General features: G+C 68.5%; 24 protein-coding genes. 8 read left to right on the top strand and 16 right to left on the bottom strand.

The window, feature by feature from the left end; translation table 11 throughout:
• Positions 1–73: 73 nt before the first annotated feature.
• Positions 74–1,912, bottom strand: coding sequence for a dihydroxy-acid dehydratase (gene ilvD / locus N8888_RS17845; protein WP_263176321.1), 1,839 nt, complete (start codon positions 1,910–1,912; stop codon positions 74–76).
• Positions 1,913–2,146: 234 nt separating this feature from the next.
• On the opposite strand from ilvD, the gene N8888_RS17840 reads away from it, so the two are divergent.
• Positions 2,147–2,719, top strand: a complete 573-nt coding sequence (locus tag N8888_RS17840; protein WP_263176318.1) for a DUF1190 domain-containing protein — start codon at positions 2,147–2,149, stop codon at positions 2,717–2,719.
• A 7-nt stretch (positions 2,720–2,726) separates the two neighbouring features.
• The gene (locus tag N8888_RS17835) at positions 2,727–3,905 is read left to right on the top strand and encodes a glutathionylspermidine synthase family protein (protein WP_263176317.1); all 1,179 of its coding nucleotides are present in this window, start codon (positions 2,727–2,729) and stop codon (positions 3,903–3,905) included.
• A 92-nt stretch (positions 3,906–3,997) separates the two neighbouring features.
• Here the strand turns inward: N8888_RS17835 and N8888_RS17830 are convergent, their stop codons facing one another.
• The 9 genes from N8888_RS17830 to N8888_RS17790 form a co-directional block, all read right to left on the bottom strand.
• Entirely contained in the window at positions 3,998–5,296 is a 1,299-nt protein-coding gene (locus N8888_RS17830) for a DUF58 domain-containing protein (RefSeq protein WP_065174310.1), read from the bottom strand.
• A complete protein-coding gene (locus N8888_RS17825) occupies positions 5,293–6,279 on the bottom strand; it encodes an AAA family ATPase (protein WP_053517976.1) in 987 nt (328 codons plus the stop codon). Before N8888_RS17825 ends, N8888_RS17830 begins: the two co-directional genes overlap by 4 nt.
• On the bottom strand, positions 6,276–7,463 hold the full coding sequence (locus tag N8888_RS17820; protein WP_263176315.1) for a DUF4350 domain-containing protein: 1,188 nt from the start codon (positions 7,461–7,463) through the stop codon (positions 6,276–6,278). The genes N8888_RS17825 and N8888_RS17820 overlap by 4 nt, the downstream gene beginning before the upstream one ends.
• A complete protein-coding gene (locus tag N8888_RS17815) occupies positions 7,460–9,049 on the bottom strand; it encodes a DUF4129 domain-containing protein (protein ID WP_263176314.1) in 1,590 nt (529 codons plus the stop codon). The genes N8888_RS17820 and N8888_RS17815 overlap by 4 nt, the downstream gene beginning before the upstream one ends.
• A complete protein-coding gene (locus N8888_RS17810) occupies positions 9,039–10,031 on the bottom strand; it encodes a stage II sporulation protein M (protein ID WP_197572683.1) in 993 nt (330 codons plus the stop codon). The genes N8888_RS17815 and N8888_RS17810 overlap by 11 nt, the downstream gene beginning before the upstream one ends.
• A complete protein-coding gene (locus N8888_RS17805; protein ID WP_053517981.1) occupies positions 10,028–10,717 on the bottom strand; it encodes an RDD family protein in 690 nt (229 codons plus the stop codon). The genes N8888_RS17810 and N8888_RS17805 overlap by 4 nt, the downstream gene beginning before the upstream one ends.
• A 122-nt stretch (positions 10,718–10,839) precedes the next feature.
• Positions 10,840–11,370 (bottom strand): gamma carbonic anhydrase family protein, encoded by a 531-nt coding sequence (locus N8888_RS17800; protein ID WP_074900109.1) that lies wholly within the window; start codon positions 11,368–11,370, stop codon positions 10,840–10,842.
• Between the two features lie 90 nt (positions 11,371–11,460).
• Positions 11,461–13,350: a tRNA uridine-5-carboxymethylaminomethyl(34) synthesis enzyme MnmG gene (gene mnmG, locus N8888_RS17795; RefSeq protein ID WP_065174313.1), complete on the bottom strand. Its 1,890-nt coding sequence runs from the start codon at positions 13,348–13,350 to the stop codon at positions 11,461–11,463.
• A 490-nt stretch (positions 13,351–13,840) separates the two neighbouring features.
• The gene (locus N8888_RS17790) at positions 13,841–14,317 is read right to left on the bottom strand and encodes a hypothetical protein (protein ID WP_053517985.1); all 477 of its coding nucleotides are present in this window, start codon (positions 14,315–14,317) and stop codon (positions 13,841–13,843) included.
• Positions 14,318–14,473: 156 nt separating this feature from the next.
• Here N8888_RS17790 and N8888_RS17785 point away from each other — a divergent pair, with 156 nt between their 5' ends.
• Together N8888_RS17785 and N8888_RS17780 are read left to right on the top strand one after the other, a co-directional pair.
• Entirely contained in the window at positions 14,474–15,436 is a 963-nt protein-coding gene (locus tag N8888_RS17785; RefSeq protein WP_065174314.1) for a pyridoxal-phosphate dependent enzyme, read from the top strand.
• Positions 15,433–16,065 carry a YdcF family protein gene (locus N8888_RS17780; protein WP_111187213.1) on the top strand — a complete coding sequence of 211 codons (633 nt, stop codon included), beginning with the start codon at positions 15,433–15,435 and terminating at the stop codon, positions 16,063–16,065. The genes N8888_RS17785 and N8888_RS17780 overlap by 4 nt, the downstream gene beginning before the upstream one ends.
• 63 nt (positions 16,066–16,128) lie before the next feature.
• Here the strand turns inward: N8888_RS17780 and bioC are convergent, their stop codons facing one another.
• The 5 genes from bioC to bioB form a co-directional block, all read right to left on the bottom strand.
• Complete coding sequence (gene bioC, locus N8888_RS17775) at positions 16,129–17,013, bottom strand: malonyl-ACP O-methyltransferase BioC (protein WP_053517990.1); 885 nt, start codon at positions 17,011–17,013, stop codon at positions 16,129–16,131.
• An 11-nt stretch (positions 17,014–17,024) separates the two neighbouring features.
• Positions 17,025–17,804, bottom strand: coding sequence for an SDR family oxidoreductase (locus tag N8888_RS17770; protein ID WP_053517992.1), 780 nt, complete (start codon positions 17,802–17,804; stop codon positions 17,025–17,027).
• Positions 17,805–17,833: 29 nt separating this feature from the next.
• A complete protein-coding gene (gene bioH, locus N8888_RS17765; RefSeq protein WP_065174316.1) occupies positions 17,834–18,613 on the bottom strand; it encodes a pimeloyl-ACP methyl ester esterase BioH in 780 nt (259 codons plus the stop codon).
• 18 nt (positions 18,614–18,631) lie between these two features.
• Positions 18,632–19,855 (bottom strand): 8-amino-7-oxononanoate synthase, encoded by a 1,224-nt coding sequence (gene bioF, locus N8888_RS17760; RefSeq protein ID WP_111187214.1) that lies wholly within the window; start codon positions 19,853–19,855, stop codon positions 18,632–18,634.
• 67 nt (positions 19,856–19,922) lie between these two features.
• Positions 19,923–20,966 (bottom strand): biotin synthase BioB, encoded by a 1,044-nt coding sequence (gene bioB, locus N8888_RS17755; RefSeq protein WP_111187215.1) that lies wholly within the window; start codon positions 20,964–20,966, stop codon positions 19,923–19,925.
• A gap of 202 nt (positions 20,967–21,168) precedes the next feature.
• Between bioB and N8888_RS17750 the strand changes: the two genes are divergently transcribed.
• The 4 genes from N8888_RS17750 (at position 21,169) to N8888_RS17735 (ending at position 24,480) form a co-directional block, all read left to right on the top strand.
• Complete coding sequence (locus tag N8888_RS17750) at positions 21,169–22,509, top strand: chloride channel protein (RefSeq protein WP_263176303.1); 1,341 nt, start codon at positions 21,169–21,171, stop codon at positions 22,507–22,509.
• A gap of 183 nt (positions 22,510–22,692) precedes the next feature.
• Positions 22,693–23,388: a ComFC family protein gene (locus N8888_RS17745; protein ID WP_263176302.1), complete on the top strand. Its 696-nt coding sequence runs from the start codon at positions 22,693–22,695 to the stop codon at positions 23,386–23,388.
• A 58-nt stretch (positions 23,389–23,446) separates the two neighbouring features.
• Complete coding sequence (locus N8888_RS17740; protein ID WP_065174321.1) at positions 23,447–23,998, top strand: HdeD family acid-resistance protein; 552 nt, start codon at positions 23,447–23,449, stop codon at positions 23,996–23,998.
• A gap of 50 nt (positions 23,999–24,048) precedes the next feature.
• A complete protein-coding gene (locus N8888_RS17735) occupies positions 24,049–24,480 on the top strand; it encodes a SecDF P1 head subdomain-containing protein (RefSeq protein WP_180877115.1) in 432 nt (143 codons plus the stop codon).
• 7 nt (positions 24,481–24,487) lie between these two features.
• Here N8888_RS17735 and N8888_RS17730 read toward each other — a convergent pair whose 3' ends face one another.
• A complete protein-coding gene (locus tag N8888_RS17730) occupies positions 24,488–26,275 on the bottom strand; it encodes an MFS transporter (RefSeq protein WP_263176299.1) in 1,788 nt (595 codons plus the stop codon).
• Positions 26,276–26,322 lie beyond the last annotated feature (47 nt).

Raw genomic sequence — 26,322 nt, 5'->3', positions numbered from 1 at the left:
CGATCCACAGTGACTGGAATGCTGTGCCGGGATCGGAGCCCTTTCTGCGAAAGGGATCCGACCCCACGGCAATTCAATCGCCCAGCAGCGCGGTGTTGCGTACGGCGCCCTTGTCGGCGCTGGTGGCCAGCAGGGCGTAGGCCTTCAACGCGCTGGTGACCTTGCGCGGGCGCGCCTCACGCGGCTTCCATCCCAACGCATCCTGCTCGGCACGGCGCGCATCCAACGTCGCCGTATCCACCAGCAGATCAATCCGCCGCGCCGGAATATCAATGCGGATGCGGTCGCCGTCGCGTACCAGCCCGATCGCACCGCCCGCTGCCGCCTCCGGCGAGGCATGCCCGATCGACAACCCGGACGTACCGCCCGAGAAGCGCCCGTCGGTCAGCAGTGCACACTGCTTGCCCAGTCCCTTCGATTTCAGGTAGCTGGTGGGGTAGAGCATTTCCTGCATGCCGGGACCGCCTTTCGGGCCTTCGTAGCGGATGACCACCACGTCGCCCGCCTTCACTTCGTCGGCGAGGATGCCGGCCACGGCCGCGTCCTGGCTCTCGAACACGCGCGCGCTGCCTTCGAACACGTGGATGGATTCATCCACGCCTGCGGTCTTCACCACGCAACCGTCTTCGGCCAGATTGCCGCGCAGCACGGCCAGTCCGCCTTCTGCCGAGTAGGCATGCGCGACGCTGCGGATGCAGCCTTCGGCGCGGTCCACGTCCAGCGTGGGCCAGCGCGTGGCCTGGCTGAAAGCCACCTGGGTGGGGATGCCGGCCGGGCCGGCACGGAAGAAGTCGTGCACGCTTGATTCGCTGCTGACCGCCACATCCCAGCGCTCGAGAGCATCGGCCAGGGTGCGGCTGTGCACGGTCGGCACGGTGGTATCCAACAGGCCGCCGCGCGCCAGTTCGCCCAGGATGCCGTACACGCCACCCGCGCGGTGCACGTCTTCCATGTGGTACCTGGGCGTGTTCGGCGCCACCTTGCACAGCTGCGGCACGCGCCGTGACAGCGCATCGATGTGGGTCAGGTCGAAGTCCACTTCGGCTTCCTGCGCGGCGGCCAGCAGGTGCAGGATGGTATTGGTCGATCCGCCCATGGCGATGTCCAGGGTCATCGCATTGGCGAACGCGGCCTGCGTGGCGATGCCCCGCGGCAGCGCGCTCTCTTCCTCGCCGCCGTACCAGCGGTGGCACAGTTCGACGATCAGGCGGCCCGCGCGCAGGAACAGTTGTTCGCGGTCGGCATGGGTGGCCAGGGTCGAGCCGTTGCCGGGCAGCGACAGGCCCAGCGCTTCGGTCAGGCAGTTCATCGAGTTGGCGGTGAACATGCCCGAACAGGAGCCGCAGGTGGGGCAGGCGCTGCGCTCGAACTCGGCCACCTTTTCATCGCTGGCGCTCTCGTCGGCGGCGATGACCATCGCATCGACCAGATCCAGCTTGTGCCCGGACAGCCGGGTCTTGCCCGCTTCCATCGGCCCGCCGGACACGAACACCACCGGGATGTTCAGGCGCAGTGCGGCCATCAGCATGCCAGGGGTGATCTTGTCGCAGTTGGAAATGCACACCATCGCATCGGCGCAGTGCGCGTTGACCATGTATTCGACCGAGTCGGCGATGATCTCGCGGCTGGGCAGTGAATACAGCATGCCGTCGTGGCCCATCGCGATACCGTCGTCCACGGCGATCGTGTTGAACTCCTTGGCGACGCCGCCGACCTTCTCGATCTCGCGCGCGACCAGCTGGCCGAGGTCCTTCAGGTGCACGTGGCCCGGTACGAACTGGGTGAACGAGTTGGCGATGGCGATGATCGGCTTGTGGAAATCGCCGTCCTTCATGCCGGTGGCACGCCACAGGGCGCGGGCGCCGGCCATGTTGCGGCCGGCGGTGGAGGTGCGGGAGCGGTATTCGGGCATGGCTGGCGGAACGGGCGGGCCGTACGACATGGGGTGTCGGACGATCATCGCCAATTTTTTCGGTTGCTGCTGCAACCACCGCTCGTCTGCGCGGCGCCGCCGGGCGATGCGGCGATGGCGGATCGGGCCTGACGAAAATGAAACGCCGTTCATCTTTCGGACTTTGCCGATTCCGGTTGTTGGCCCGGATCGGGCATCATTGGGGTATTGATCCGCTGCTTGAGGCATGAGGCCATGAAACGTTCCCGCACCACCGCGCTGCTGCTGATGAGCGCCGCACCGCTGCTGTTCACCGCCTGCCAGAAGGAGCCGGAGGTGAAGGTGCAGGAAGGCCTGTTCACTTCGGTCGAGGCCTGCACCGAGGCCACCGGTGATCCGTCGTCGTGCCGCAACGCGTTCGCCGAGGCGCAGAAGCAGGCCGCCGACGCTGCGCCGAAGTACGCCACCAAGGAAGCCTGCGAGCAGGACTACAAGCCCGAGCAGTGCGTGCAGCAGCACACGTCGGCAGGTACCTCGTTCATCGGCCCGATGATGATGGGCTTCTTCATGTCCCAGATGCTGAGCAACCGCGGTGGCCTGGCCCCGCAGGCGCCGGCGTCGGCACCGGCCTACCAGGACAAGAATGCGGGTTGGGCGCGTTCGGCCCCGGGCGGTACGGGTGGCCTGAACACCGCCAGCGGCATCGGCGCCGGCAAGGCTGGCCTGGCACCGGTCACCGCCGAGCCGAACCGTGCCGTTACCGCCAGCCGGGGTGGCTTCGGCAACACCAGCGCGCGTCGCAGCACCAGCGGCAGCTACGGCGGCTGATCGACCCATGCAGCGTATCCGTATCGCCGAGCGCGCCCACTGGCGGGCGCGCGCGGAGGAAGCCGGTTTCCGCTTCCACACCATCGACGGCCAGCCGTACTGGGATGAAAGCGCGTATTACGCCTTCACCCTGCGCCAGATCGAACAGGACATCGAAGATCCCAGCGCCGAGCTGCACCAGATGGCGCTCGACCTTGTCGGCGACGTGGTGGCCAGCGAGCGGCTGATGGATCAGCTGGCGATTCCCGCGCATTACCGCGACTGGATCGCCGACAGCTGGCGCCAGCGCCAGCCGCATCTGTACGGCCGGCTCGATCTGGCCTATGACGGTACCGGTCCGGCCAAGCTGTACGAGCTGAACTACGACACGCCGACCTCGCTGTTCGAGGCCAGTTTCTTCCAGTGGCAGTGGCTGGAGGACCAGCGCAACGCCGGCCGCCTGCCGCAGCATGCCGACCAGTTCAACGCCATCCATGAGGCACTGGTCGAACGTTTCGGCGAGCTCGCCGGCCGCCTGCCGCCACCGCTGTACTTCAGCGCCGTGGGCAGTTCGGAAGAGGACCGCGGCACGGTGGAATACCTGCGCGACTGTGCTTCGCAGGCAGGCCTGCACGGGCAGGGCATCGCCATCGAAGACATCGGCCTGTCCGCGGATGGCCGCTTCACCGCGCTGGACGATTCGGTGATCGGCACGCTGTTCAAGCTGTATCCGCTGGAAGACCTGATGGCCGAGGAGTTTGGCCGCGCGCTGCCCGGCTCGGGCGTGCAGCTGCTGGAACCGGCATGGAAGGCGGTGCTGAGCAACAAGGGCATCCTGCCATTGCTGTGGCAGCGCAATGTCGGCCACCCGAACCTGCTGGAGGCGCACTTCGACGACGGCAGCGCGCTGGCCACCGGATGGGTGCGCAAGCCGCTGTTCTCGCGCGAAGGCGCCAACATCGAAATGCATCTGGCCGATGGCAGCACCCAGCGCAGCGACGGCCCCTACGATGGACCGGCGATCATCCAGCGCGCGCATCCGCTGACCCGCTTCGAAGGCGGTTATCCGCTGATCGGCAGCTGGGTGGTCGGTGAGCACGCCTGTGGCATCGGCATCCGCGAGGACGACAGCGCGATCACCCGCGACAGCGCGCGCTTCGTACCGCACGCGATCGTTGACGAGGCGCCGACGCGGATCTACGTCTGAGCACGGTGCGCACCCGCACACGTAGTGGACGGTAGCGCCGGGCCATGCCCGGCGTGTGCGGTGATCCGCCGGGCATGGCCCGGCGCTACCGGTCAGAGCAGGCCTTCGCGCTTCACGGCCAGGTAGCGTTCCACCAGCGCGGCCGGCAGGGCATCGGCGGTCACGTCCAGAACCATCACCTTCTCGCTGCGCAGTGCCTCGTGCGCCTTCGCGCGCTGCTGCAGGTACAGCGCCGCGGCGCCGGCCTGCGCGGCGTCCTCCAGCGTATGCACCTCGCCTTCGAGCGCGCCGTCCAGCTCGTGCTCGCGTAGGCTGGCCACGCACACCAGGTGGCGGCGCTGCAGCAGGCGCACCGCGGCCAGGAGGTCCTCGATGTCTTCGTCGCGCACGTTGCTGACCAGCATCACCAGCGCACGGCGTCGCTGGCGCAGGGATACTTCGGTGGCGGCGGCCAGGTAATCGGTGGCTACCGGCTGCGGCTGCAGGTCGTAGCTGGCCCGCAGCAGATGCTCGACGGTGCCCATGCCGCGCTGTGGCTGCACCCACCGACGCTCGCCGCCGACGGCGAACAGGCCAGCCGCATCGCCCTGCCGCAACGCCAGATAGGCGACCACCAGCGAGGCGTTCAAGGCATGGTCGAAGTGCGAGAGTCCGCCTTCGCTGGCCAGCATGCGGCGGCCACTGTCGAGCATCAGCAGCAACTGCTGGTTCTTCTCGTCCTGGTACTCGCGGGAGATCAGCTTGCGTGCGCGGGCGGTGGCCTTCCAGTCGAGCTGGCGCAGGCTGTCGCCGACGCGGTACTCGCGCATCTGGTGGAAGTCAGTGCCTTCACCACGCCGGCGCTTCACGTGGGCGCCCACCAGACGTGAGGCCTGATCGGCGCTGAACAGCGCGAAGCGGGTCAGCGGCACGAAGTTCGGATAGACGCGGACGTCCAGCAGAGGGGGCAGGGTGCGCTGCTGCCACCACAGGCGCCATGGCGAGCGGATGCGCAGCTGCACGCCCTCGAAGCGGAAGCGTCCGCGCTGCTGCGGCTGCAGGGTGTAGTGCAGCGCGCAGGCATGCCCGGGACGCAGCTGCACGCGCTGGGGCAGCGACTCCAGCGGCCAGCCACCCGGCACGAGATCGAATACCTGCACCCGCATCGGCTCTGTGGTCTGCAGGCGCAGGCCCACCTCGCGGCGCACGCCCAGGGCCAGCGCTTCGGGCAGCTCGCGCTGCACTTGTGGCGACGGTCGCCGGGCCTGCCGCCACAGGTCCAGCAACGCCAGCGTACCGATCACCGTGGCGACCAGTGCCCAGCTCCAGCGCGGCAATGCGCCGGCCAGCACCACGCCTCCCAGCGCAGCCCAGGCCAGCAGCAGGACCAGCAGCAGCGGCGCAGGCCTCATCGGCGCGGTGCTTCCACCTTGGCCAGCAGCGCACCCAGCACATCGTCGGCGTCCTGGCCTTCGATCTGCAGTTCCGGTGCCAGCGCGATGCGGTGGCGCAGCGCCGGACGCGCGATGTCGCGCACGTCATCAGGGGTGACGAAGTCACGACCTGCCAGCACGGCCTGCGCGCGCGCAGCACGCACCAGCGCGATGCTGCCACGCGGTCCAGCGCCCACGGCGATGCCGGGCCATTGCCGGGTGGCGGCGACGATGCGCACGGCGTAGTCGATCACTTCGTCATCGACGGTGATCGCGGCCGTGGCCTGCTGCAGCTGCAGCAGTTCTCCGGCGCCCAGTACGCGCGGCACCCGGCTCAGATCGAAATCGCTGGCGGCGCGGCCACGGGTGATGGCCGTGACCATGCGTTTCTCGTCCTCCAGCTGCGGATAGTCGATCAGCACCTTCAACAGGAAGCGATCCAGCTGCGCTTCCGGCAGCGGGTAGGTGCCTTCCTGTTCCAGCGGGTTCTGCGTGGCCAGGGCCATGAACGGCGGCGCCAGGGTGAAGGCTTTGCCTTCGATGGTCACCTGGCCCTCCTGCATCACTTCCAGCAGTGCGGACTGGGTCTTGGCCGGTGCACGGTTGATCTCGTCGGCCAGCAGCAGGTTGGTGAACACCGGCCCGCGACGGATCTTGAAGCTCTCGCTCTTCGGATCGTAGACGGCGTGGCCGCTGACATCGCTGGGCATCAGGTCCGGCGTGAACTGCACGCGGCCATAGTCCAGTTCCAGTGCCTGCGCCAGTGCGCGCACCAGCAGTGTCTTGCCCAGTCCGGGCACGCCTTCGATCAGGACATGGCCGCCAGCCAGAAGGGCAACCAGGATCTGGTCAAGCACGTCGGCCTGGCCGATGAAGGCGTGGCCGACGGCCTGGCGGATGGCGTCGACGCGTTCGATCAGGCGGGCATTGGCGGCCGCCGGACGTTCGGGGACTTCGGTCATAGCAGGGATCTCATCTGGAGCAGCAAGCGGATGCGCTCGCGCAGGGCGGAGGAATCGTGCGGCGGAGGGGGAGTCAGGGCACTGGCAACGCGGCTGCGCGGCCACTGCAGCAGCTCGGCGATGGCCTGTTCGCGTGGCGCGCCTTCCAGCGCAGCAGCGAGTGGCGCGCGCAGGCGCAGGCGATGCACGAACAGGGCATGCACGGCCTGGTACAGGCGCACGCCCTGGCCGAAGCGCAGCAGCAGTTCGCCGCTGGCGCGCACATGTTCCAGCAGCGAGCGGCGCTCGATCACGGGCGATGGCAACAGGCTGCCGAACCGCTGCGAGCGCGCCCACAGCCAGGCCAGCAGTGCCATCAGCAGCGGTACCCACAGCGGCCAGCCCTGGTAGAACAGGCGCACCCACAGTGACGGCGGACGACTGGCATAGACCAGCCACATGGCGCCCTTGCCGTAATTGGGATCGAGCAGGTAGCGGGTCAGATCGCGGTGGGAACGGTCGTGCAGGCCGTCGCTGGCCTGGCCCTTGGCTGCGGCCATCCGCGCGGCCTGCGACTCCACTTCGCTGCGCATGAAATCCATGTCCGCCAGCACGCTCACCCGGCCCTGGCCGTGACGCAGGCGCGCGAACACCAGGTCGTGCCCGCTGCCCCACCGGCGTTCGGTCCGCGCTTCAGCGGCGAAGCCAAGCGTGAAGCGGCGGCCCTGGCAGAATTCCACGTGGCCGGGATCGTCCTGGACATGGAAGGGCTGGCAGTCGCTGCGCTGGTAAAGGCTGTCCACGCCGAGTGCATCCAGCAGCGGCCCCTGCGTGCTGCCGGCATCGTCCTCGGCCGGCGGCGGCGTGCGCAGCAGCAGATGGCCACCGCCGTCGACCCACGCCAACAGCGCCCTGGCGGCCGGCGCCGGCAGCTCGCTGCTGTCCTGCAGCAGCACCACCGTGTCCTGCGGCCCCAGCGCCATCTGCTGCAGGTCCAGCCGCGGCCGCGCATGCACCTCGATGCCGCCATCGGCGCGCAGCGCCTGCCCGAGCACGTACAGCGGGTTGTAACGGGCCTCGCCCTGCGGTGGCAGCGTGACCGTTTCGGTGACCCGCTCATGGGTACGCATGAACAGGATCGCCAGTGGCACGCCGAGCAGCAGCAGCGTCCCCAGCAACAGTGACCAGAACAGGCGCGGGTTCATGCCTGCCACCCGTACTGCTGGCGCAGGGTCGTGGCCAGCGCATCGAAATCGCCGCGGCTGGGCAGGTGACCACCGTAGGCGGCGTATTGCCACATCCGCACGATGCGCGCGAACAGTTCACGGTCGACGCTGTCGGGCATGCGTCGCGAGGCACGCAGGCACTGCGATTCGGTGGCGCCCGGAGGCAGTGCGATGCCGGCACGCTCGCTGACCGTGCGCACGCTGGCCCGGTACAACAGGGCCAGCGCCTGGCGCGGCCGGCCCTGGTCCCACAGCAGACCAGCCTGGGTCGCCACGTCCGGCGGCAGCACCAACGGCAGCTCGACCTGTTCCTCGACCACGTGCGGCGCCGCTGCGGCCCGGCGGCGGCCCGAGCCGCGCAGCCACGGCAGCCACAACCGTGCAGTCAGCACCAGCACCAGAAGGAGGGCACCGAGCAGGCCCCACAGGCCCCATTCGGCCAATCGCGCCAGCCAGGCGATGCTGCTGCTGCGCGACGTGCGTTGGCTCTGGCTGCTGCCGTCGCGTTCCAGTTCCTTGCGTGCGTCCTTTTTCTCTTCCGCCTCTTCGATCGCTTTCCACTGCGTGACCTGGCGGGTCGGGCGCTGCAATGGATCCTCGTAGGCGCGGTTCACGGCCTGGCGGAAGCCCGCGGTATCCACCGGGGTGTCGCCGAAGATCATGGCGGGTGTATCGCCGGGGTTGATCTGCGGTGCCCGGCGCGCGTCGCTCTTGCGGTTGCTCGATGCGTCACCCTCCTGCGCGTGCACCGGCATGGAGGTGAGCGGCAGTGCCAGGCACAGCAGCAGCGCCAGCGACGAGGCAACCGGCAGCAGGCGTTCGCGCAGCCGGCGCAGGGCGATCTCCACGTCCCAGGCTTCCATCTGCGTACGTCGATTCAAGTACAGGCCGAACCCGGCGCCGACGTAGAACGGCCCGATCAGCACGGAGGCCAGCCAGCAGGCCAGATTGAATCCCAGCTTCGCCCAGGCGGGCGTGTCCTTGCCGATCATGTCCCAGGCCGCGCGCCAGGAATCGGAGAGCAGCTCGAACGGGATGAACATGAACACCGCGCCGATCGCGCCTGCGACCAGTACGCCCTCGAACACCATGCAGGCGACGGTCAGCACCAGCGCCGGACCCGCCGCGCCGGCTGCGACCGCGCGCCGGCGCGGACCACGCTGTTCGGCGGTGTTGCCCTCCAGCAGGTTGACCGGCAGGCACAGGCTGCGCAGCACGCTGAAGCGACGCCAGCCCAGGTAGCCCCAGAAACCACGGTTGCCCCACTGCCGCTGTGCCCGCAGGGCGGCCAGGGCGGTGACCGGCTCGCCGAACACACCGCGTGACAGCACATACAGCGGCGCGCGTTCGAACACGGGCTTGCACCACCACATCAGCAGCCAGGCCAGGCCGAATGCGTCCAGCCACCAGCCCAGTGCGTTGGCGATCACGAACAGTGGTGCGCTGGCCAGCAGCCAGCTGCCCCACACCGCACGCGCATGCCGGCGGGTCAGCGCGCTGCCCAGCTCCATCGCTTCCCAGCCGCTGCGTGCGCGCAGCACGACGTCCAGGCGATCAATGCGCATCGCCGCCTCCGCGTCCGCCACGCCACAACCACAGCAGCACGCCGGCCCACAGCACCCCGGCCACACTGAACTTGCCCCACGCCGGCACTTCGGCAATGGACGACCAGAACGCCTCCACGAACGCCGCGACCAGCAACATGAAGGCCACGCCCAGGCACAGCCGGGCACCGATGCGGCCACCTTCGACCAGTGCGTCCAGGCGGCTGCGGCGTCCGGGCGCCAGCAGCTTCATGCCCAGCTGCAGACCGGCGCCGCCTGCGATGACGATGGCGGTGAGCTCGAATGCACCGTGGCCGACCACGAAGCGCCAGAAGGGATCACCATGGCCGATGTGCTGCAGGTGGCCGGCCACCGCGCCGATGATGACGCCGTTGAACAACAGCACCAGCAGCGTGCCCAGCCCGGCCAGCAGGCCACTGGCGAAAGTGCGCAGGGCGATGCTGATGTTGTTCATGATGTAGTGGCCGAACATCATCCAGTCGGTACCGCTGTCGCGGCCCAGGCGTTCGGCAGCCGGGTCGTACATGCGTTCCATTTCGGCGATCTGGCGGTTGTCCATCACCTGGTGGATCAGGTCCGGGTACAGCTGCACCAGCACGAAGCAGCCCACCGCCGGCAGCGCGAACATCGCCAGGGCGGCCCACATGCTGCGTGCCTGGCTGCGCACCAGCAGCGGGAAATCGGCCACCAGGAATTCAAGCGCGCGCCGCCAGCGCGTGGGAGGTGTCCGGTACAGCACGCTGTGGCCCTGCTGCATCAGCTGTTGCAGGCGCTGCACCAACTGCGGGCTGTAGCCCCGCTCACGGGCCAGTGCCAGCTGCTGGCACAGCCGCCGGTAACGCTGTGGAAACGCAGTGTCGTCCAGCGTGGTGGCCGCGGGCTGGCGGCGGCGACGGCGGGAGGCGCCGGCACGCATCAGCAGCCACTGCTCCAGGTCCAGCCATTCCTGCTGATGGCGGGCGACGAACTGTTCCTGCTTCATCGCCGTCCCAGCAACCAGTTGGCCATCGCATACAGGCGCAGCACGCCGACCTGGCCATGGGTGCCGGTCAATGGTTCGGCGATGGCGGCCAGTTCCTGCTGGCGGAGCGGTGCCAGCCGCGGGGCACGCTCGGCGAAGGCCAGCAGCGCCGCCTGTTCCTCCGGCCGCAGCGGCTGCGGCGGCGCCAGCACGCTGTCGATGGTGGCCGGCGGCGGCAGGTACAGCGCCGGCGCGTGCACCACCACGGTGCCGGCGACCAGATCGCCCAGGCGGCGGCCGTGCGCGTCGAACAGGCTGCTGAGCAGGCCCAGCGCATAGGCGAACGGCAGCATGTCGACGGTCCGCAGCAGGTTGCGGGTGATCGCCGCCATCCAGCCCACCGGCGCGCCATCACGGGCCAGCACGCGCAGGCCCAGCGCGCGCTTGCCCGGGGTGCGGCCCCACAGCGCCTCGCAGACGATCGGATACGCCCAGTACACCAGGAACATCAGGGCCAGGTAGAGGCCGGTGCCGAATTCCTTCAACAGTGCCAGCGGGATCGACAGCGCGGCAAGAATCGCGAAACGAATGGCCAGATCGACCAGCCAGGCCAGCGCACGTGGCACCGGACCGGCGGCCGGCAGCTGCAGCGGCACGCCTTCCGGCGTCACCACCTCGCGGTAGGTGTCGAGCATCGGTGCGGCCATCAGAGCGACGGCCTTCGTTGTGGGCGCTGGAGTCCTCTCCGGCTGGCAACCACAGGCATGGGGGTCTCGACAGTTCCTGGTCGGGCCCAGACTTTAGCAGAGCGCGCCGGCAGTCGAGGGCCTCAGCCCAGGTATTCGTCCTTCAGCCGGACGTAGTGGTCGGCCGAGTAATGCAGCGACTCGATCTCCCTGTCGCTCAGCGTGCGCGCCGGCCGGGCGGGATTGCCCAGCCAGAGTTCGCCTTCGCCGACCACCTTGCCCGGGCCCACCACTGCACCAGCACCGACGAAGCCGTGGCGCTCCACGCGCGCGCCATCGAGGATGCAGGCGCCCATTCCGATCAGGCTGTAATCACCGATGCTGCAGGCATGGATGATGCAGCCGTGGCCGACTGTCACGCCTTCGCCGATCAGGGTCGGATGGCCGGCCTTGTTGTACGGGCTGTGATGGCTGACGTGGATGATGGTGCCGTCCTGCACGTTGGTGCGGGCGCCGATGCGGACGAAATTGACGTCGCCACGGATGACGGTACCCGGCCAGATCGAAACATCGTCGGCAAGCTCCACGTCACCAATGAGGGTACACGCCGGGTCGACGTATACGCGTGCGCCGAGCACCGGCATCTTGTCGCGGAAAGGGCGCAGCGGGGTCATCGGTGTCTCCGGAAATCAGGGCGATCGCGACGATGATACGCGGGCCGCTGCGCTCGCCGGGCATGGCCCAGCGCCACCGTCGATGCTGCGTTACGCCACGCGTCCGCGCCGTGCACGCTCCAGGTGCACCAGCAGCAGCGAGATCGCGGCCGGCGTCATGCCGGGGATGCGCTGCGCCTGGCCAATGGTCTGCGGACGCACACGTTCCAGCTTCTGCAGCACTTCGGCCGACAGGCCACGCACGCTGGCGTAGTCGAAGCCTTCAGCGATCGGCGTGGCTTCGTGCCGCTGCTGGCGCGCGATCTCGTCGCGCTGGCGGTCCAGGTAGCCGGCGTATTTCACGCCGATCTCCACCTGCTCGGCCACCTTGCCATCGGCCACTGCCGGGCCGAGCGAGGGCACCTGCATCAGCTGCGCGTAATCCAGCTCGGGGCGCTTGATCAGGTCGAGCACATTGGTTTCGCGGCTGACAGTCACCCCCAGCGTGTCCTGCACTTCGCGGCCCAGGGCATTGGCCGGGGTCGCCCACAGCGCACCGAGCCGCGCACGTTCGGCGGCTACGGCAGCCTGCTTGGCCTCGAACGCCATCCAGCGCCGATCATCGACCAGTCCCATGTCGCGGCCAACCGGAGTCAGGCGCTGGTCGGCGTTGTCCTCGCGCAGCTGCAGCCGGTACTCGGCGCGGCTGGTGAACATGCGGTACGGCTCGTTGGTGCCGTGGGTGATCAGATCATCCACCAGCACGCCCAGATACGCTTCGTCGCGGCGCGGGCACCAGCCATCCAGGCCGCGCACCTGGCGGGCCGCATTGAGGCCGGCCAGCAGGCCCTGCGCGGCCGCCTCTTCATAACCGGTGGTGCCGTTGATCTGGCCAGCGAAGAACAGGCCGTTGACCAGCTTGGTTTCCAGCGAAGCCTTCAACCCGCGCGGATCGAAGAAGTCGTACTCGATGGCGTAGCCGGGGCGGGTGATGTGCGCGTTCTGGAAGCCCCGGATGCTGCGCACCATCTCCAGCTGCACGTCGAACGGCAGCGAGGTGGAGATGCCGTTGGGATAGATCTCGACGATGCCCAGCCCCTCAGGCTCGACGAAGATCTGGTGGCTGGCCTTTTCGGCGAAGCGCACCACCTTGTCCTCGATGGAGGGGCAGTAACGCGGGCCGATGCCTTCGATCTGGCCGCTGTACAGCGGCGAGCGGTGCAGGGCGTCACGGATGATCTGGTGGGTCTGCTCGGTGGTATGGGTGATCCAGCAGCTGACCTGCTGCGGATGTTCGTCCACCGAGCCGAGGAAGGACATCACCGGCCGCGGCGTATCACCGGGCTGCTCGTCCATCACGCTGTAATCCAGCGAGCGGCCGTCGATGCGCGGTGGCGTGCCGGTCTTCAGGCGGTCGACCTGGAACGGGCGCTCGCGCAGGCGTGCGGCCAGCGTGGTGGCCGGCGGATCGCCCATGCGGCCGGCGGCGTACTGGGTCGGACCGACGTGGATCTTGCCGGCCAGGAAGGTGCCGGCGGTCAGCACCACCGCCTCCGCATCGAAGCGCAGGCCGGTCTGGGTGATGACGCCGCGCACGGCGTCGCCCTCGATGACCAGATCATCGACGGCCGCCTGGAACACGGTCAGGTTGGCCTGGCCCTCGACGAGGGCGCGGATCGCCATGCGGTACAGGTTGCGGTCGGCCTGGCAGCGGGTGGCGCGCACCGCCGGACCCTTGGAGGCATTGAGCGTGCGCCACTGGATGCCGGCGCGGTCGGCGGCATGCGCCATCGCCCCGCCAAGCGCGTCGATCTCCTTGACCAGATGGCCCTTGCCGATACCGCCGATGGCCGGATTGCAGCTCATCGCGCCCACCGTTTCGATGTTGTGGGTCAGCAGGAGGGTGCGCACGCCGGTGCGGGCCGCGGCCAGCGCGGCCTCGGTGCCGGCGTGGCCACCGCCGATGACGATGACGTCGTAACGATGGAAGGAGTGGGTCATGGGGGCGGAGTCGATGGGGGCGGGCGCGGCCGGAGGCGGTGCCGGGGTGGCGATTTTAGCGCCATTCGGCAGGGCGACGCCCGGAGAAGCCAGGGCCGGACGAAATTGACCCTAAAGTTGGCAGGATTTTTGCAGATAACCCAATAGCACCCATCGTGGCTGGCGCAGAAGGCGCCCGTGACCGGAATTGGAACAGGGGCCGGTACAGGCGCACGATGGGGGAGCAGAGGGCCGGCAGTCGGGGGACTGTCCGGCCCTGTTTTTCTTCGCGGAAGGCATCCGCAAAAACAGACGGCCCCGCATTGCGGGGCCGTCTGCCTTCAGAGGTGCCGACATCCGACAGGGCCGGAACAGGGGGGATCCAGATGTTCCTGTCGGATATCGACGTAGAGCTTTCCGCGACGGCCCATACCGCTTCTTGTCACTTTGTGACGCGGGCCGTCACAACCGCTTTAGATTGCCGCTTGGACCGTGTGAAATGCAAGACGGTTCAGCGCTCAAGTGTGCGCTGCGTCGCACGATCCATGTTGCGCCAGGGGGAACCGTTCATCCTGGGCGCACTCGGTGCCGGCGCCGGGCGGGCCGGCGGTGCCGGGCGCTGCACGCTCGGCTGCGGCGGGCGTCGCATCGAGTCCATGTTCCGCCACGGTGAACCACCATTGTTCTCGCGAGGCGGACGCGGCGGACGGTTCTCGCCATTGCCCGGCGGGCGCGGTGGCGGGCGGTGATTGTGCGGTGGACGATAGATCGGACGCGAGTAATACGGGTAGCCATAGCCGCCGTAATAGCCGCCATAGCCTCCGTAGTACGGGCCGTAGTTGTAGGGATAGCCGGCGGGGTAGCGGTACTCCACCGACGGCGCACCGTGGTAGTAGCTGCCGCTGCGGCCACCGCCGACATAGTCGTAGGTGGTGCAGCCGGTCAGGGCCAGCAACAGGCCACCGGCAAGCATCAGGCGCGTTTTCATGTGGGTCCCCCCAGAACGGGTGTGCAGTCAGCTTCGGGCGTGGGCATTGAATCGGCCCTTAATTCCACCACCCAGGATGAATGGCGGCGAAGGCCTGCATGCTGGCATGACCCGTGCCGGGGTCGCCAGCACGAGGGCATACGTTAATCTTGCGTCATGAGCGATTCACTGTTGCCCCGTGCCGAAGATGTCCTGGCTGCCGCCGCGAGGATCGCGCCGCACGCAAGTGTGACGCCGGTGCTGCGCTCGCGCACCCTCGACACGCTTGCCGGCGCACGCCTGGCCTTCAAGGCCGAGCACCTGCAGCGGGGCGGCGCGTTCAAGTTCCGGGGCGCCTGCAACGCCGTCTGGTCGCTGTCGGACGAGCGCGCCGCACGAGGTGTGGTCACCCATTCATCGGGAAATCATGGCGCGGCCCTGGCGCTGGCGGCACGGACGCGGGGCATTCCCTGCCATGTGGTGGTGCCCGAGGGCGCTGTCGCCGCCAAGCTGGCCAACATCGCGCGCCATGGAGCCACGCTCTGGCGTTGCGCGCCGACCATTGCCGAGCGTGAGGCCACCTGCGCCAGGGTGCAGGCCGACACCGGTGCAACCCTGGTGCACCCGTATGCCGATCCGGCGGTGATGGCAGGGCAGGGCACCGCTGCGCTGGAACTGCTGCACAGCGACGGGCCGTTCGACGTGCTAGTGGTGCCAGTGGGCGGTGGTGGCCTGGCCAGCGGTACTGCGCTGGCGCTGCAGCTGGCCGGCCCGCAGACCCGGCTGGTGCTGGCCGAACCGGCTGGTGCCGACGATACCGCCCGCTCGCTGGCCGCTGGCGAGCGGCAGGGCGCGTTCACCCCCGATACCGTCTGCGATGGCCTGCGCACCCTGATCGGTGCGCCCAACTTCGCGCTGCTGCGTGCTGCCGGGGCGGAGGTCATCGTGGTCGACGACGCCGCCACCCTGGCGGCGATGCGCCTGCTGTGGGAGGTGCTCAAGCAGGTGGTTGAACCGTCTTCGGCGACGGTGCTGGCGGCGGTGCTGTCCCAGCCGGAACGGTTTGCCGGGCAGCGGGTGGGCCTGGTGCTGTCCGGTGGCAACGTCGATCTTCCCGCCCTGCGCTGGGGCATGCCTTGAGCCGCGGCCGGCACCGCGAGCGTACCGGCCTGTTCGGTTGGGCGTGGCGGCTGTTCGTGCTGCTGGTGATCTGGCTGCTGGGCGTGACCGCATGGATCGTCTGGGTGGGAGAGCGCGATCAGGCCGCCCAGGCCGATGCGATCATCGTGCTCGGTGCGGCCGCCTATGACGCCAAGCCGTCGCCGGTCTTCGAGGAGCGCATCCGTCATGGCCTGGACCTGTACGAGGCCCGGTATGCACCGCTGCTGATCTTCACCGGAGGATATGGCGGCAGCGGTGCCCGCTTCTCCGAATCGCAGGTGGCGCGGCGCTATGCGCTCAAGCACGGCGTTCCGGACGACGCGATCCTGATTGAAACCGCCTCGCGCAACACCGTGCAGAATCTGATCGAGGCCAAGCGGCTGATGGACCAGCGCAACCTGCACCGGGTGATCATCGTCAGCGATCCGCTGCACATGGCACGCGCGCTGCGCCTGAGCCGGGCGCTGGGCATCGATGCGCTGGCGTCATCGACGCCGAGCACCCGCTTCCGCAGCTTCCACACCAGCTGGCGTTTCCTGCTGCAGGAAATCTATTTCTTCCATCGCGATCTGGTGCGGCCACCGCTGAGTTCGCCGGCCAATACCTGAGCGGCTGCCGCCTGCCTTGGGTGGGTGCCGACCTTGGTCGGCGCATCACCCGTGATCGATCGATCAGGTCTGCTTGCGGCGGATCGGAATGGCCGACACCGGTACCGAGGCCACGTCGTGGCCGCCTTCGCGGATCGGCGCGCCCGGGTCCGGTGCCCAGGCATGGGCATAGATCACTTCCCAACTGCTGGGCAGCGTGCCATCGGCACGGCGCATCGGCTCGTAGGCGGCCGCCGCAGCGGCGAAGCGCCCGCGGCCGGTCAGCGTATGCCGACGGTCCACCCGCGCATTGGTCGCGCCCATCGCCCGCAGTTCGCGCATCAAGGCGGGCAGATCCTCGTAGGTCAGGGTGAACAGGTCGCGGTCCAGCACGGGGTCGCGGAAGCCGGCCATCATCAGCGCGTCGCCGAACTGTGCGATCTGCGCGAAACGGCTGACGTGCGGGCGATCATCGGCAGCAGCGAACGCTTCGTTGAGCTCGATCAGGGTTTCCGGCCCGAAAGTCGAGCACAACAGCAGGCCGCCGGGCTTGAGCACGCGGCGGAAGCCGGCGAACACTGCAGGCAGATCGTCCACCCATTGCAGGCAGAGATTGCTGAAGATCACATCCACACTGTTGTCGGCCAGCGGCAACGCCGCCGCATCGGCGCACAGGCGCTGGAAGGGCTTCCACCACCCGGCCTGGCGCCTGGCCTGATCGAGCATCGGCAGGGCGATATCCAGCGCGATCACCTGTGCCTTCGGCCAGCGCTTCTTCATCAGTGCGCTGGCATGGCCGGTACCGGCACCGATGTCCAGCACCACCTCGGGCCTGCGTGCCTCCAGGTAGTCCAGCGATTCCACCAGCCGTGACTGCACTTCGCGCTGCAGGGCAGCGGCGGCGTCGTAGCTGCTGGCGGCGCGGGAGAACGCACGGCGCACATGGCGGGGATCGAAGTGGGACGGCATTGCAGAATCTCTCAGAACGTACCGGGGTAGGCGCCGCCATCGATCAGCAGGTTCTGCCCGGTGATGTAGCCGGCCTGTGCGCTGCACAGGAAAGCGCAGGACGCGCCGAACTCGTCGGCGGTGCCGAAGCGGCCGGCGGGGATCTGCTGGCGGCGGCGCTCGGCGATCTCTCCGGCATCGCCATCCTTGCCCGCGCTGTGGGCGAAGTTGGCGCGCAGGCGATCAGTGTCGAACTGGCCAGGCAGCAGATTGTTGAGGGTGACGTTGTGGGCGACCGTGCGCCGCGACAGACCGGCGACGAAGCCGGTCAAGCCACTGCGCGCGCCGTTGGACAACGCCAGGGTATCGATCGGCGCCTTCACCGCCGACGAGGTGATGTTGACGATGCGGCCGAAGCCGCGCTCGATCATCGCGTCCACGGTGGCGCGGATCAGCGCGATCGGGGCCAGCATGTTGGCGTCCAGTGCAGCGATCCAGTCGTCACGCTCGAAGCTGCGGAAATCGCCCGGCGGCGGCCCGCCCGCGTTGTTGACCAGGATGTCCACCTGCGGGCAGGCGGCCAACGCAGCGGCACGTCCGGCTTCTGTGCTGACGTCGGCAGCGACCGCGTGCACCTCGCCGGCGCCGGGCAGTGCGCGCAGATGCTCGGCGGCGGCCTGCAGCGCTGCTTCGCCGCGCGCAACGATCACCACGTTCACGCCTTCGCGCACCAGTGCGCGCGCGCATCCCAGGCCCAGCCCCTTGCTTGCACCGCAGACCAGGGCCCAGCGGCCCTTGATACCCAGATCCATGCGTCAGCCCTGCGCAGTTCGAAGGAACGTCATTGTCCGTCATCCGCCGGTGTCAGGCCGGCAACGAAGCGTTGCAGGACGGCGGCCACTTCGTCGGCGTGGCCGAGGAAGGGGGCGTGGCCGCCGTGAGCGATGGTCAGCGCCTGTCCGCCGGGCGCGAGCGCCGCTGCAGCCTGTATGGCGGCCGGTGGCACCAGCCTGTCGCGTTGACCGGCGATCCACAGGCTGGGCTTGCCCAGTGCCGGCAGGGCGCCGCGCAGGTCGGTGCTTTCCAGCAGCTGCAGACCCTCCCGCAGGGCGCGTGCGGTCGGTGCACCGCGTTCCACCAGGCGCTGGCGCAGGGTGCGCAGTTCCTCGCGGGCGTGCGCCGAACCCATTACATCCAGGGCCAGGAATCGTTCCAGCGTGCCACCGAAATCGCCGGCCAGCTCACGGCCGAACTGCTCGAACACGGCCGGCTCCACCGCATGCGGCCAGTCGTCGCCGCGCACGAAGCGGGGCGTGGCAGCGATCATCGCCAGTCCCCGCACTTTCGGCAGGGTCGCCGCGGCATGCAGTGCGAACAGCCCGCCCAGCGACCACCCGCACCACACCGCCGGTGGCGTGGCGGCGGCGATCGCGTTGACCACGAAGGGCAGGCGCAACGGCGTGGTGTCCCCGCGGCTGTGGCCGTGTCCGGGAAGATCGACCAGGTGCAGGGTGAACTGCTGCGCCAGGCGCTGGACCAGCGGCGCGAACACACCGCCCTGCAGGGCCCAGCCGTGGATCAGTACCAGGTCCGGCCCCTGGCCGGCGACTTCGATATGCATGCGGAAACCAGCCGAACCTCAAGCCAGGGCCGGCAACGGCGGTGGCGTGGCCTCGCGCGGCGTGATCGAGAGGCGATCACGCGCGCTGGCGATGGCCTCGACCAGCCCCCGCACCTGGTCTGCCGTGTGCAGGGCAGAGAGGGTGACGCGCAGGCGTGCCTTGCCCTCTGGAACGGTCGGCGGGCGAATCGCTCCGACCAGCCATCCCGCCTGCTCCAGCGCCTTGGACAGCGCCAGTGCGGTGTGGTCATCGCCGCACAGCAGGGGCTGGATCGGTGTCTCCGATGCCATCAGGTCCAGCCCGTGGCGGCGCGCTTCGCCGCGGAACAGTGCGATCAGGTCGACCAGCTTGGTGCGGCGCCAGTTGTCGCGGCGTGCCAGGCGCACTGCTTCCAGTGCCGCCGCCGCCAGCGCCGGCGGCATCGCGGTGGTGTAGATGTAGGGGCGGGCGGTTTCGGCCAGATGCTCGATCAGGTCTTCGCGGCCCAGCACCACCGCGCCGGCGCTGCCCAGCGCCTTGCCCAGGGTGACCAGTTGCAACGGCACGTCGTCCACGCCCAGACCGGCGGCCGCCACCGTGCCCCGGCCATCGCCGACCACGCCAACGCCATGTGCATCGTCCACATAGAACAGTGCCTGCTGCAGGCGCGCGACCAGTGACAGTGCGCGCAGCGGCGCGACGTCGCCGTCCATGCTGAAGACACCATCGGTGGCCAGCATCGCTGCGCCATCGGCTGCGTGCCTGAGCTGGCGCATGGCCCCTTCCGCATCCAGGTGCGGGTAGCGGCGCAGACGCGCACCGGCTAGCCGCGTGGCATCGAGCAGACTGGCGTGATTGAGCTTGTCCTGCACGCAGACGTCGTTTTCTTCGCTCAGCAGCGCCTGCTGCACCGCCAGGTTGGCGGCAAAACCGCTGCCGAACAGCAGTGCGCGCGGGTAGCCCAGCCACTCGGCCATTTCGCGTTCCAGAGCATCGTGCATCGCGTGGTGGCCGCAGACCAGGTGCGATGCGCCGGCCCCGGCGCCTTCGCGGGCGGCCGCGTCCTGCAATGCATTGACCACGCTGAACTGCTGGGCCAGGCCCAGATAGTCGTTGCTGCAGAAGCCGGTCAGCCAGCGGCCTTCCACTTCCAGGCAGACGCCATCGCGGCGGGTGACCGTGCGCCGTGGGCGGCGACGACCTTGGGCATCGCGCAGCGCGCGCTGGTCCTGGATGCGGGCGGTGAGGTCGGGGCGGGCCATGGCGGCGGGAGGCGGCGACGGGGCGGCTAGGGTAGCGCGTTGCCGCGACGCCTGCTCGGGCCCCGTCTCAGGCTGCGTGAGCGCAGCCGCAGCCGGGTGCATCGCTGCCGATATCGGCATGCACGGTACCGCCGTGGTCGTGGCCCTCGGCGTCCACCTGCACCGCCATCGGCTGCAGGCCCAGCCGCGCGAACAATGCCAGATCGCGCTCGCTTTCCGGGTTGCCGGTGGTCAGCAGCCTGTCGCCATAGAAGATGGAGTTGGCGCCGGCCAGGAAGCACAGCGCCTGCAGTTCGTCGCTCATCGCCTCGCGGCCGGCCGACAGGCGCACCATCGAACGCGGCATGGCAATGCGTGCCACCGCGATCATTCGCACGAACTCGAACGGGTCCAGTTCGGCACTGCCGTGCAGCGGCGTACCGGCCACCTGCACCAGTCTGTTGATCGGCACCGAATCCGGATGGGCCGGCAGCGTGGCCAGGGCCAGCAGCAGGCCCACGCGCTGCGCCCGCGTCTCGCCCATGCCGACGATGCCGCCGCAGCAGGTCTTCAGGCCTGCATCCCGCACGTGCTCCAGCGTGTCCAGGCGGTCCTGGTACTGGCGGGTATGGATGATCGAGTCGTAATAGTCCGGCGCGGTGTCGAGGTTATGGTTGTAGTAGTCCAGGCCTGCGTCCTTCAGTGCCCGTGCCTGGTCGCCACTGAGCATGCCCAGCGTGGCGCAGGTTTCCAGGCCCAGTGCCTTCACCCCGGCAATCATCGCGGCCACTTTCGGGATGTCGCGATCCTTCGGCGATCGCCAGGCCGCGCCCATGCAGAAGCGCGACGCACCGGCAGCCTTGGCCTGGCGCGCCTTGGCCAGTACCGCTTCGGTGTCCATCAGCTTCTGTGCGTTGACGCCGGTGCTGTAGCGCTGGGCCTGCGGGCAGTACGCGCAGTCCTCCGGGCAGCCGCCGGTCTTCACCGACAGCAGCGTGGAGACCTGCACCCGGGCGGGGTCGAAGTGCTCGCGATGGACTGCAGCGGCGCGGAACAACAGGTCGGGGAGGGAGAGTTCGAACAGCGCCTGCAGTTCATCGTGTTGCCAGTCGTGGCGGACGGCAGTGGCCATGGCGGGACCCGGGTACGAGTGGAGCGAGGGCGGCAGTGTGGAGGGGGGTGGAAAGGCTGTCAACCCGTGAGTGTTTTTAGTGGTTTACAGTGCATCGGTTGATCAGGCCCGACGCGGATGGCCGCGTTTCACCGCTTCCTGCAAGGCTTGCGGCCACAGTGACTACCGCCCAACGGAAGCGCTTGCGCGCAGACTCTGTCCCATGACCGATCTCCATCGTCTTCGCGGACGCATCGCCGCGCTGGTCCTCAGCGAGGCCTGGCGCCGCCGCGCCGCACTCTGGGGCGGTGCCGTGGCCGTGGCGCTGGTGGCCATTCTGTTCGCCGAGGCCAGCGACGCGGCGTTCCATCTGTTCCAGCGCATCACCACCCATTCGCCGTGGTGGGCGCTGCTGCTGACGCCAGGCATCTTCGCGCTGCTGGCATGGCTGACCAGCGGTGTACTGAAGCCTACCCGCGGCAGCGGCATTCCCCAGGTCATCGCTGCGCTGGACAAGCCGGATGCCTCGTTCCGCGCGACGAATCTTTCACCGGCGGTATCGGCCGGCAAGCTGCTGCTGACGTCACTGTCGTTGTTGGGCGGTGCTTCGGTCGGCCGCGAAGGTCCGACCGTGCACGTGGGTGCAAGCCTGATGTACCTGTTCGGTCGTTGGTTTGGTTTCAAGGACCCGCGTGAGCTGTCGCACTTCCTGCTGGCGGGCGGCGCCGCAGGCATCGCGGCAGCCTTCAATACCCCGTTGGCAGGCATCGTGTTCGCCATCGAGGAACTCAGCGGCCGCTTCGAGCACCGGTTCTCGGGCACGCTGCTGACGGCGGTGATCGTCGGTGGTGTGGTATCGCTGGGTCTGCTGGGCAACTACACCTACTTCGGCCGTGTTTCGGCGCGGCTTCCGCTGGGCCAGGGCTGGCTGGCGATCCTGCTGTGCGGTGTGGTGGCGGGATTGCTGGGAGGACTGTTCGCGCGCGCCGTACTGGCGAGCGCGGCAGGCCGTCCGCGCTGGCTGGGGCAACTGCGCCAGCGCCATCCCGTGCTGTTGGCCGCCGGCTGCGGCCTGGTGGTGGTGGCGCTGGCGATGCTGTTTGGTGAAGGTGCGTTCGGCACCGGCTACGAACAGGCACGCAGTCTGGTGCAGGGTCACGCGCTGGTGGGTCATGAGTTCGGGTTGATGAAGCTGCTGGCCAATCTGGCCTCCTATGTGGCCGGTATCCCCGGGGGCCTGTTCTCGCCTGCGCTCGCGGTCGGTGCCGGGTTGGGCCACAACCTGGCGGTACTGATGCCCGGCGTGGATCCACGCGCGTTCGTGCTGCTCGGCATGTGTGCGTATCTGACCGGCGTCACCCAGGCGCCGCTGACCTCCGCCGTGATCTCGCTGGAACTGACGGACAGCGGTGACCTGCTGCTGCCGATTCTGGCCACGGTACTGATTGCCCGTGGGGTATCCGGTCTGGTGTGCCGGGTGCCGATCTATCGTGGCCTGGCCGAGCTGCTGATGGTGCCTGGCCCATCGGCCGATGCCACGTCCGTCGATCCCGGTCGAAAGTAGGTGATCCGCGTACGTGCCCGGCAGATGCTGCCAGGGAGAGGCGACCGGCAGCCACCCTGGCAGGCCATGCAGTAGGGGGCATGGTGGGTCATACCCGTCGGGACACGATGACGGGCATTTCACCGACCCATGTCTGGTCCGTCCGCCGATGGCGTCGCTGCCTGCCATGCGCGAGCCTGCCGCATGCGCATCGTCCACCGCATCGTCGCCGGGGCCCCGTTGCAACGGCTGCTGCGCCTGCTGATTCCACTACGCTGCCTGGTCTGCAATGACCCGGGTCACGACGAGCTGGATCTCTGTCCGGCCTGCTACGCCGGACTGCCGTGGTCGGGTCGCGCCTGCCTGCGCTGCGCGCTGCCGCTGCCGGATGCGGCCCTGATCGTCTGCGGCAGCTGCCGCGAGGAGGTACCACCGCAGCTGGCCACGCACGCGAGCCTGCTGTACCTGCCGCCGGTGGACCAGCTGCTGGTGCGCTACAAGTTCCATCAGGACCTGGCGGCCGGACGCCTGCTCGCGCAGCTGATGCAACGCGCGCCGCCGCCCTGGTCGTGCGCGCCGCTCGTGCCGGTGCCATTGCATGATCGGCGCCTGCGCCAGCGTGGTTACAACCAGGCCGCCGAACTATGCCGGTTGCTGCCGATGCCGGTCTGGCAGGGCCTGTACCGTCGCCGGCATACGGCACCACAGTCCGAACGCACGGCCGAACAGCGCAGGGACAACCTGTTCGACGCCTTCGATGCACATGCGCCGGTGCCGCCGCGGCTGACCGTGGTCGATGATGTGATGACCACCGGCAGCACCGTGATGGAAATCGCCGAGACACTACGCTGCGTGGGTGCCGCAGAGGTGCGCGTGTGGGTCTGCGCACGGGTTCCGTGATCGCCCTCTTCATCGCCAAGGGCTAGGATGAAGCCGATTCCGGATCGAAGGAGTGGTCATGAATTCCCCCTTTTCTCCCCTGTTGTCGGCGGTCGGTCGCAGCTGGTGGATCCTGCTGCTGTATGGCCTGGTCGCACTCGGCTTCGGCATCATCGCGATCGGCTGGCCGCTGTCGGCGGCGACGGCCCTGGCCTGGACGCTGGGCGTGATGGCCATCATCGAAGGTGTCATCAGCCTGTTCGCGCTGATCAGCGGTGGCAGCGGTGCCTCGCGTGGCTGGCTGGCGCTGTATGCCATCGCCTCGCTCGGTTTCGGCATTCTGGCGGTGATCAATCCGCTCGCCACCGCCAGCGTGCTGGTGCTGTTCCTGGCAGCGTGGCTGCTGGTGGCCGGCATCTATCGCATCGTGTACGCAATCCGCGTGCGCAGGCAGATCCAGGGCGAGTGGTTGCTGATACTCAGTGGTGTGCTGGCGGTGGTGCTGGGCCTGCTGTTTGCGGCCAATCCCTACGCGGGCGTGGCCGTGACCACGCTGTGGATCGGCATCGGCAGCCTGCTGTATGGGCTGCTGCAGGTGCTGGTGGCATTCAAGCTGAGGAAGCTGAAGTGAGGCGGGCGGGTTCGCTTCTGCTGGTCGCGGTGCTGGGCCTGGCCGGTTGCATGCCCGGCGCAACAGCGGATGCGGAGGCTGGCAGGGATCATGCGCCGCGTCCGGGCGTGGATGTGCGTCTGAGCGCGATCGATGCTGCCGGCAACGGCACGGCGGTACAGTGGCAGGGTGAAACACTCGCGCTGCGTGAGCCGCCGATTGCCGGCAGTGCCGACATCGCCGATGTCCGTTACGTGCTGGACCAGAGCCAGCAGCCCGGCCTGCAGATCCGCTATCGCAAGGAGGCACAGCAGCGCATCCACGATGGCACGGCCGCACTGGTGGGAAAGCGGGTGGCGATCAGCGTGGATGGCCGCGTGCTGACGGTGGCGACGGTGAGTGGCCCGTTCGGCGAATCGATGATGTTGAGTGGCCTGCCCAGCGTGGCCGAGGCGCAGGAACTGGCATGGCACATCACCGGCCAGCGGGTGCCGGCGCCCTGAACCCTGCTCAGCGCTGCCTGGTCGCGAATCTGGCCTCGATTTCCTCCAGCGACCTGCCCTTGGTTTCCGGCAGCCAGAACGCAGCCACCAGGAAGAACACGAATGTGCATGCCGCCCAGAACAGGAACATGCTGGCGTAGCCATAGTGGCCCACGGTCGGCAGGAAGATCGCGGCGATGGTGGTGGACACGAACTGATTGATCAGCAGCGCGATGCTCATGCCATTGGAGCGGATCCGGTTGGGCATCAGCTCGGACAGTGCCAGCCATACGCAGACGCCAGGGCCCACCGCGAAGAAGGCAACGAACACGAGGATGCAGGCGGCCACCGCCCAGCCGTGGGCCGGCGTTGGCACCGGTCCGATCCGCGCCTGCTCGATGCGCAGTGGTGCGTGCGCGGCGCCGGCCGGGTCTGCGAACGGATTCAGGTGCAGGGTGCGGAAGAAGGCGCCGATGACGCTGTCCGGCTGCACGGTGCCGGCACGGTCGATGCGCAGCTCGCGATCGATCAGGTTGTCACTGCGAAGTGCGCGCACGTTGGTGAAGTCGCCATAGGCGTAGGACACGGTCAGCTGCATCGGACGGCCTTCGCTGTCGATGCCGTCAGTGAGGCGTTGCCACTGTGCCTCGTCCAGTACCAGATGCAGGCCATCGCCGCTGGCTGCGGCCTGCAGCTGCGGCTGCACATCGGCGCGGCTGCGTTCGGCCTGGAAAAACAGGGTGGCGGCGGCCAGCAGCGCCACGCAGATACCGCCGCTGCCGAGCATCAGCAGGAACTTGCGGCCCTTGCGATCCACCAGCAGCAGCGCGACCACGGTCATCACCGCATTGAGCAGCTTGATCGCCACGTCGGCGCCATTGGCCACCGAACCGGACAGGCCCGCCTGGTTGAGGATGTTCACCGCATAGGCGAGCACCGAGTTGATGCCGGTGGCCTGGGTGCAGGCCAGGACCACGCAGGCCAGCACGAAGGGCACCACGTAGCGGCGGCTGAGCAGCGGATCACGCCTGCCGTTCGTGCCACTGGATTCCGGTGCCTGGATGCGCGCGAGCGTGGGCTCGACCTCGGCGGCCGGCAGCACCCGCAGCAGGCTGCGACGGGCGTCGTCCACCCGACCACGGCGGACCAGCCAGCGCGGCGACTCCGACAGCCAGAAAATGCCGGCACAGAACACCAGGCCCGGCGTCAGGCAGCTCCAGAAGATGGTCCGCCACGCATGGTCCTTCACGGCGAACAGTTCCTGCGCCTGCTGTGCCAGCGGCAGCGAGCGCACGGTTTCGGCAGCGGCATCCACGGCCTGGGCGTGGTACAGGCCGATCAGCGCCGCCAGCACCAGTCCGATGGTCAGCAGCAGCTGGAACATCGCTGCACCCCGGCCACGCCGCTCCGGACTGAGCACCTCGGCCAGGTACAGGGGTACCACCACTCCGATCAGGCCGCCGCTGATGCCCTGCAGCAGTCGGCCCAGCAGCAGCGGCGTGTAGCCCGAAGCGAGCGCCATGATGGGAATGGAGGCGGTGAACAGAACGCCAGCCAGCAGCATCGCGCCGCGGCGTCCGATCAGATCGGCCACCATGCCGGCAAACAAAGAGGACAGCACACTGCCCAGCAGAACGGCTGCAACGACGAATCCCAGCTGCTGGCTGCTGAGCTGCCAGGCCTGGCTGGCGGTCGCTTCCAGATAGGGCAGGGCACCGGCAATGATGCCGATATCGATGCCGTACAGCAGGCCGCCGAGGCCGCCGATGAAGAGCAGATAGCGTACGGGCCAGCGCGGAGCGGTGCTTGCAGTCATCGGCAGTTCCTGTGGTAGCGCCGGGCCCTGCCCGGCGGCGGTTCTTC

The organism is Stenotrophomonas maltophilia (genome assembly GCF_025642255.1).
Lineage (GTDB): Bacteria > Pseudomonadota > Gammaproteobacteria > Xanthomonadales > Xanthomonadaceae > Stenotrophomonas > Stenotrophomonas maltophilia_P.
The sequence above is the reverse complement of the archived record's forward strand: the minus strand, read 5'-3'. Positions and strand labels throughout refer to the sequence as shown.